This is a genomic window from Microcystis sp. LE19-10.1B, assembly GCF_027530565.1.
Classification (GTDB): Bacteria; Cyanobacteriota; Cyanobacteriia; order Cyanobacteriales; family Microcystaceae; genus Microcystis; species Microcystis aeruginosa.
In genome coordinates this window covers 1-2321 of the sequence record NZ_JAPZQM010000699.1, presented here as the reverse complement: position 1 = coordinate 2321, position 2321 = coordinate 1, and the positions used below count along the sequence as shown (strand labels likewise).

The following is a 2321-nucleotide window of genomic DNA, read 5'->3' as shown; positions in this document are numbered from 1 at the left end:
GCTTTATCAATTTATTCATAATAAATTTGGCAGAGGATTAAAGATTAGTTATTGTGACTAACTCTTTTGGTTAGAACAAGATAAACTTGAGAATCTTCGGTCAAATTTATTGACTCAAAATCAGCTATACTTAATTTAAATGAAACAGCACTAGGGGCAGGGGGGATCGAACCTAAAATCCATTTTTAATTTAATTATAACCAGCTACTTAACTACTTAACTGAATCTGCTAGGATGCTATCACAGAATAGAAGACTACATCTATTAATTACTGAGGCAGAACCAAGTTTAACCGCTCTTTTTTCACTACTTCTATCGCTTTGGGTCCCAAAAATTAGGCGTTTCGGTTTACCATGGTCAAAGTGTGCTTTCTAGGCTAATGACTTTGACTAAAAACCCCGTGAGCAGAAACCGTCGTTTTTCCCCGCGCAATCTCTTTGAGACTTGCATGGCCCTATTGGTGTTATGTAATTATATTCTGGTTATTTTCGATTTAACCTATATTCCCCTGCGAGATTTTTGGTTACAGGGACGCTTGCAAATAACCTTATTAAGATTTAATGAACCAATAAAACTCGGGCTGATTTCCTTTCAAGAATTACAAATACCTCCCGATAAACCCCTAGAAATTCCCTTTGTTAAAGGAATCGCTAAGTATGATGTGGTGAAAGGAATTAAACCCTATCGCAGTACCAGTGAATATTTAGAGACGGTTAATAAACTTAATCAACTAATTAATCAAAAGCTCTTTAACCCAGAGTTTAATCTGCAAGAATATCGCCAAGATATCGAGAAAATTTTAGACAATTTGCGCCAAAAAAGTGTCAATATGATTGATAATAATCCCTTTGCCTTGGCGGAGAAAACTGGGACTTTAGAGAAGATTAAAAATAAAATGCGCTTGCGGGTTTTTAAAACAGAAAATGTTTCCGCAAAAGCAGCCTTTCAGAAGTTTTGGACTTGGGATTATCTCATTCAAAATGGCTGGGAAAAAGAGTTGAAGTTTTTTAATCAAGAAATTCAACCTTTAATAGAAACTAATTATTTTCGTCCCCTGGGAGAAGATGGGAGACCGATAGATAACTTTGAGGCGATCGATTTTTTATTTGGTACCATCTTTTTCTGGGAATTTATGCTGAGAACTTGGTGGATTGCTCGCACTCATAAAGGCCTGCGTTGGCGCGAGGCTATGTTATGGCGATGGTACGATATTTTTCTGTTTATTCCTATCTGGAGATGGTTGCGATTTATTCCTACCGTTATTCGCCTAGATCAAGTTAAAATTATTAACTTAAGGTTGATTAAAGAACAGGCAATTAAAGGCTTAGTTGCGCTAATTTCTAAAGATATTACTGAGATAATTGTCCTGAGAATAATTAATAAAATTCAGGAATATATTCGACGGGGACAAGTGAAAAATTTTCTCAATCGATCCCTTAATGGTGGCTATAATAATCTCAATGATACTAATGAAGTTATTGAAATTTTTCGGTTAGTAGTTAATAGCACCGTTGACAAGGTTTTACCGCAAGTTAAACCAGAAGCAGAAGCTTTAATTAAATACAATATCGAGAAAATTCTCAGTCAAACTCCCGCTTATCAGAGCTTATTGCGATTACCCGGCATGAAAGGGTTAAAAACTGACTTGAGCAATCGCTTATCTAGTCAATTGTATCAATCCTTTGTTAATATAGCTGAAAAGATTACCCAGGAAGACGAAGTTTTTGAGCGTTTAGTTCAGCAATTAGTCCAGCGTTTCGGGCAATCTCTCGCCGGGGAATTACAATCCCGTCACAGTCTAGAAAGAATCGAGATGTTATTAATTATCTTCCTGGAAGAAGTCAAATTAAACTATGTACAAGAATTCTCAGATGAAGACTTAGAAACTATCCTCGAACAAACTCGCTTACTCCACTCTAAAAGTGCAGAAATTACCCCAGGAGAAACCATGAATCCTCGTCGTCTTCCCTAAAAATTAAGTAGCTGGTTATAATTAAATTAAAAATGGATTTTAGGTTCGATCCCCCCTGCCCCCCTTGATAAGGGGGGTGCCGATAGGCGGGGGGATCTCCCCTTGATAAGGGGGGTGCCGATAGGCGGGGGGATCTCCCCTTGATAAGGGGGGCATCTGATAATTTTTAACGCCTACCTACTTAGTGATCATTGATTAGGTAATCTTGGGCTCTTCGGTTTGTGTTATGCAATGGACGGGGGTTATAAGGGATGGAACCCTTATAGAGAAAGGCATTTAGCGATTTTTGTCAATTGTTTTTATCTAGAGCGAACTAATCAATTAAGTCTCTTGCCAGATAAGGATTTAG

General features: G+C 37.5%; 1 protein-coding gene. It reads left to right on the top strand.

The window, feature by feature from the left end; all coding sequences use genetic code 11:
* Positions 1-379: 379 nt before the first annotated feature.
* Positions 380-1972 carry a hypothetical protein gene (locus O9332_RS24860; RefSeq protein WP_002761324.1) on the top strand — a complete coding sequence of 531 codons (1593 nt, stop codon included), beginning with the start codon at positions 380-382 and terminating at the stop codon, positions 1970-1972.
* Positions 1973-2321: the final 349 nt, after the last annotated feature.

What these genes read in the sequence shown, in the direction of transcription:
- O9332_RS24860 (WP_002761324.1), top strand. Translation starts at nt 380, where the DNA reads ATGACTTTGACTAAAAACCCCGTGAGCAGAAACCGTCGTTTTTCCCCG.